At 69.7% G+C, this 5,876-nt stretch carries 3 protein-coding genes; 1 reads left to right on the forward strand and 2 read right to left on the reverse strand.

Translation table 11 applies throughout. From position 1 onward, the window contains the following. Positions 1–3,260 (forward strand): malectin domain-containing carbohydrate-binding protein (locus tag ACE3Q8_RS17730; RefSeq protein ID WP_374471623.1); only part of this gene is annotated, 3,260 nt, incomplete at its 5' end. A gap of 58 nt (positions 3,261–3,318) precedes the next feature. Here ACE3Q8_RS17730 and ACE3Q8_RS17735 read toward each other — a convergent pair. Both ACE3Q8_RS17735 and ACE3Q8_RS17740 read right to left on the reverse strand, forming a co-directional pair. Continuing rightward, complete coding sequence (locus tag ACE3Q8_RS17735; protein ID WP_374471624.1) at positions 3,319–4,278, reverse strand: capsular polysaccharide synthesis protein; 960 nt, start codon at positions 4,276–4,278, stop codon at positions 3,319–3,321. Next, on the reverse strand, positions 4,275–5,630 hold the full coding sequence (locus ACE3Q8_RS17740; RefSeq protein ID WP_374471625.1) for an oligosaccharide flippase family protein: 1,356 nt from the start codon (positions 5,628–5,630) through the stop codon (positions 4,275–4,277). Before ACE3Q8_RS17740 ends, ACE3Q8_RS17735 begins: the two co-directional genes overlap by 4 nt. Positions 5,631–5,876: the final 246 nt, after the last annotated feature.

The raw sequence follows: 5,876 nt of genomic DNA on the forward strand, positions 1-5,876 counted from the left end.
TGAGCGTCGCGCCGGTCTCGGTGGCGATCACCGACAACGACACCGCCCCGGTGGCTCCGAATTTCACTCAGAGCACGCTTTCCGGGCTCGCGGACGGCAACTACACCTCGTTGCAGTTCGGGCCGGACGACCGGCTCTACCTCGCGAAGGTCGACGGCACGATCCTAGCCTTCAAGGTGCAGGCTGCGGGCGCGGGCTACCAGGTGCAGCCCGGCACGCTCGAGACCATCAACGTCGTCAAGACCATCACCAACTTCAACGACGACGGCACGCTCGCGCCCAGCAGCGTCCAGGGCCATCGGCAAGTGACCGGCATCCTCGTGGTCTCGGATCCGTCCGCGCCGGACAAGCCAGTCCTCTATGTCAGCTCCAGCGATCCCAGGATCGGGGCCGGGCCCAACGACGGCGACGTCAACCTCGACACGAATTCGGGCGTGCTCTCGAAGCTGACGCAGAACGCGTCCGGCGGCTGGGACCGGGTGGATCTGGTGCGCGGCTTCGCCCGCTCGGAGGAGAACCACTCCGTCAACGGCATGCAACTCAGCCAGGACGGCCAGACGATGTATCTGACCGTGGGGGGCAACACCAACAACGGGGCGCCGTCCCACAACTTCGCCTACCTGCCCGAGTTCGCAACCTCGGCGGCGATCGTGTCGATCGATCTGTCGGCGGTGGAGGCGATGACCACCAAGACGGACAGCTTCGGCAACAAGTACAAGTACGACCTGCCAACGCTTCCGCCGGGCGCCAGCGATCCCTACCCGAACGACCCGTTCGGCGGCCGCGACGGCCTGAGCCAGGCGAAGATCGTCGACGGCGGCCCGGTGCAGATCTACTCGCCCGGCTACCGCAACCCGTACGACGTCGTGCTCACGCAGAGCGGCAAGCTCTACACTGTCGACAACGGCGCCAACGCGGGCTGGGGCGGGCTGCCGGTCGGCGAGGGGACGCCGAACGTGACCAACCAGGTGGTCGACGGCGGTCCTGAGAACTGGGACCACCTGCACCTCGTCACCGAAGGCTTCTACGGGGGCTTCCCCAATCCCCTCCGCGCAAACCCCAACGGCGCGGGCTGGTACCTGGACGACAGCGGCCAGCCTTCGCCCCTGCCGGCGGGCTGGCCGCCGGTGCCGGCCGCCAATCCGGTCGAGGGGGACTTCCGCGAGCCGGGGCAGGACGGGGCTTTGTATGCGGGCTGGAAGGCTTCGACCAACGGGCTGGCCGAGTACACGGCGTCCAACTTCGGCGGCGCCATGGCCGGGGACCTGCTCACCGTCGGCTTCGACGACCAGCTCTATCGCGTCGACCTCAGCGCCGATGGCGCCAGCGTCCTCTCGGTGGCCAAGCTGACGGGCGCCTCCAGCGTGCTGGGGAGCGGCGTGCCGCTGGATGTCACCGCCCAGGGCGACGGCAAGGTCCATGCAGGGCTGATCTTTGTCGCCAACTACGGGGGCGGGGTGACGATCTTCACGCCCAGCAACCAGCCGCCGCCGCCGCCGAACACCGACACCGACGGTGACGGGCTCAACAACGCGATCGATCGCTTCGGCGAGGATCCGGCGAACGGCAAGGCCACGGACCTGGGGGTCAGCGACACCCTCTTGTGGAGCTTCTCGCAGAACATCGACCCGCCGGGGCCGAACGGCCTGTTCAACATGGGCTTCACCGGCCTCATGTCGAACGGCCAGGATTCCTACCTGGCTCTCTACGACGCGGCCAACATCAAGCCTGGCGGCGCCGCCTCCGGCTTCCAGATCGACGCTGTGGACGCCGGCGACGCCGCGGTGGGCAACAGCCAGCACAACGGATTCCAGTTCGGCGTCGACGTGCTGCCCGGCGTCGCGAAGTTTGTGGTGGAGTCGAAGATCGACAATCCGTTCGGCGGCGATCCGTCCACGCCGGCGACCAACTACAAGAGCCAGGGCTTCTTCATCGGCAGCGGCGACCAGAACAACTACGTCAAGCTGGTCGCGGCGGCGAACGGCGGCGCCGGCGGCATCGAGCTGGCCTGGGAAAACGCTGGCGCCGGCGGGAGCCAGATGTTCGCCGCCGGGATCACCGGCGCCAGTCTGACCTCCCTGGACACCGTCACCCTCAGGCTCACCGTGGACGTCACGGCGGGGACGGCGACGCCGAGCTGGACCTACACGGTCAACGGGGCGGAGTTCAGCGGAACCGGCGCGGCGCTGGCGCTCGCCGGGGATACGCTGAGCGCGGTGCGCGGCAGCTTCTCCGTGGGCGGCCAGGCGAGCGCGCTCGCCGTCGGGACCATTGCCACCTCCTTCGGCACGATCGAGAACTACCCGGCCTACTGGCAGTACCTGAAGGTGAGCTCGGATCTGATCGGCCCGGCGCCCGGGCTGAACGTGGTGCAGTCCGGCGGGAGCACGTCCGCCGCCGAGGGCGGCGCCACCGACACCCTCTCGCTGTCGCTGAAGAGCGAGCCCACGGCCAATGTGTCCGTCACCATCGCGGGCGACGCGGACGTAGGCGTGGCGCCGACGACGCTGACCTTCACGCCGTCAAACTGGAACCAGGCGCAGACCGTCACCGTCTCGGCGACCAATGACACCCTGGTGGAGGGGCCTGAGACGGCCGCCATCACCTTCGCCACCAGCAGCACCGATCCCGACTACACCAACCTGAACGTCGCGCCGGTGTCAGTGACCGTCGTCGACAACGACACCGCGGCGCAGATCATCGCCGTGAACGCCGGCGGGCCTGCGGTGGCCACGGGCGGGGTGAACTACCTGGCCGACCAGTACTTCACCGGCGGCTCGGTGTTCTCGGTGACCTCGGCGATCGCCGGGACCACGGACGACGTGGTCTACCAGACCGAGCGCTACGGCCAGGCATTCAGCTACGCTGTGCCTGTGGCGAATGGCAGCTATCAGGTCACGCTGAAGTTCGCCGAGCTGTACCACGGCGCCGCGGGCCAGCGGGTGTTCGACGTCACCGCGGAGGGCGGGCTCGTCCTCGACAACCTGGACATCTTTGCCCAGGCCGGCGGCAAGTTCATCGCCAAGGACTTCATCATCCCCGTGACCGTCGCCGACGGCGTGCTGAACCTGCAGTTCGCGGCGTCGGTGGACAGCGCCAAGATCGACGCCATCCAGATCGCCCCGGCTGCGGCGCCGTCCCCGGCCGCGCTTCGCCTCGCCGACATGGAGGAGGAGACCGTGGCCTTCGACGACCGGCTGGGACTGGGTGACGCCGGCCTCCTGCCGGGGGCGTCGCTCACCTCGTCCGACTGGCTGTGACAGACCCCGCGCGGCGTCCGGCGTACGCGTCGGGCGCCGCGGCGGCGTTCGGCGGGAGTCAGGTGGCGCGAGCGGGCGAGAGGCCGAAGCTGCGGCTCAGGGTGTTGAGCAACCGCCGCCCGGTTCCGCGGATCGCGCGCGTCGCGAAGTAGAGGGCGTTGCACCAGGCCATCTCGGCGTGGAAGGCCAGCGATGTCCCGCGGTCCATACGGTGCGGGGCGACGAGGCGACGCTTGGACATCTGCAGGGCGTAGTAGCCGTTGGACGCGCGGCAGTCGGCGCTCAACGGCTCCGGGAACGCCGCCTGCCAGGGCTTCCACCAGAGCTTCAGGACGTAGGGCGGATGCGTGGCCAGCATGCGCTTCACGGCCGCGCTGTTGCGGATCATCCGCCCGCCGCGGGCGAAGCCGTGCGCCTGGGTGGGTCTCTCCACATAGAGGTGGGGCGCGCGACGCCAGGTCTCGCGGAAGGCGCGGTCGTTCCGGAACAGCGTCTTGAACAGCCCGTCGAGCCAGAAATAGTCCGTCGTCTCCCGCCGATCACGCCAGTAGTCGTCGCAGGCGCGCTTCCAGCGGCTGATGATGAGGCCGCCGGCCTCGGAGGCGATGAACCAGCTCGCCGGGCCGAAGCGGGCGTCCATCCCGCCGCCGTGGCCGTGGTACATCCACAGGCCCGCAGGCCGGACGGCGTCCACGATCCAGGGCGTGAGCGGCTGCATGCAGAGCAGGGTGGCGTCGGCCCACACTCCCCCGTGCCGGTTGAGCAGGCTCACGCGCACGATGTCGGAAACCGCCTGTGGCGAGATGTTCCTGCCGGGGGCGAACAGATAGTCGGCGTCGTCCACGTAGTCGCGCAGATTGCTCCAGCTCAGGTACCGGACCGTCCAGTCCGGGTTGTTGATCTCCCAGGACTCGGCCACCTGCCGTATGAGCCAGGGCGCGGTGTCCCAGCCCTGCAGCCACAGCAGCCAGATGGTCCTGTTCAGCACCGGCTCTGGGGCGGAGCGGCGGGGCGTCATTTGAAGGCCGCCCGCATGCCGGCCAGGTCGCTGCGGGCGAGCCAGAGCCGGGGGAAGGGGATGCTCAGGTGGGTGATGAGGCCGGCCCAGAGCAGCACCAGCCGCACGATGGTCCCGGCCAGCAGCCCGAGCGCCGCGCCCATCGGACCGTAGCGGGGCGCCAGCACGACCATCAGGACGAGGACCAGCGCCAGCTCCACGCCACGGATCACCGAGTTCAGCGTCGGCCGTCCCACCGAGAGGTAGAGCTGCGACGTGACCGTGGCGACCCGGTTGAGCACGGCCTCGACAACCAGCACCCGGAACACCGCCACCGCGGCGAGGAACTCGGCCCCGTAGAAGACGGTCATCACCAGCCGATCCAGCAGGAAGGTGAGCGCCACCAGCGGGATGTAGGAGGCGATGGTCAGCCTGAGCGCGAGATGGTGGAGGTGCGCCGACCGCTCGCGGTTCTGCCCGCTCATGGCCGACAGGAGGATCCCCGTCGCGGGGGTGAAGATGATCAGGATCCGCGAGAGATTCGCTGCGACGACGTAGATGCCGAGCTGGGCGGCCGGGAGGAGTGGGATAAGGATCAGCTTGTCGGCCCAGGAGGTTCCGAGCGCGAACAGGTCCGCGGGCGCCGCGCGCCGGGCGAAGGCGACCAGGCTCCGCCAGGCCTGGCGCATGCCGGTCAGCGGACCCTTCAGCTCCTTGAGCAGGGCGGGCAGCAGCGCCAGCAGCGCGAGCACCGTGCCGCCCACCACGCAGACGATGGCGGCGGTGACGTCCAGCCGCCCCAGCAGCAGGCAGGAGATGAGAAGGACGGCGTGCAGGGCGAACGGCAGGAAGGCCGCGAGGTTGGCCGCCAGGTAGCGGCCCTGGCCCGCGAACACCTGCCGCATGATCATGCCGACTGCGGTGAAGTGGGCGAGGATCAGCGTGGCTCGGGCGAGGTCGAGCGCCGCGGCCCCGTGGCTGCCGAGCAGGAGCGGCATGAAGACGAAGGCCGCGCCGCACATCAGGGTGGCGAGCAGCAGGGCGGCCAGGACGCCGCAAAGGAACAGGGCGCGGGCGTGCTCCGGCGTCTTGCGCACGTGGATCAGCACCGCGTCGGAGAGGCCGACCACCGCGGCCGAGCTCAGGAGCGTCGCCCAGGCGGTGGCGGCCGCGTAGACGCCGCGGCCCTCGGCCCCGAGGGCGCGTGCGGTGATCACGCCGGTGACGAAGTTGACCAGGACGCCGGCGGCCTGGAGCAGGATCGACTGGAGCGCGGCGTAGCCCAGGCGATCCGCCGAGATCAGCTTGCCGAAGAAGCGCTGGAGCCGCGCCGTCGCCGGCGTGGCGGCCGAGGGGGGAAGGACATCGCCCATGCCGGGTGTGTGTAGGTAGGGCGCAGGGGCGCAGCGATATCATTTGCCCAGTCGCGGACCTGATCGCGAGAGCATCAAAAGGCCGCTCGGCGGCCCGCCGCCTGACCTATGGTTCCGGTCGCCGGGCGCTGCGACACGCGCGTGGAGACGCCGGCGCAGCGTGGATCCACGAGGGCCTGGAAGGGGCGGCAGCCATGAAGCGTATCCTGGTCACCGGCGGCGCCGGCTTCATCGGCTCGCACCTGT

The organism is Phenylobacterium sp. (genome assembly GCF_041913825.1).
In the GTDB taxonomy this organism is placed as follows: Bacteria; Pseudomonadota; Alphaproteobacteria; order Caulobacterales; family Caulobacteraceae; genus Phenylobacterium.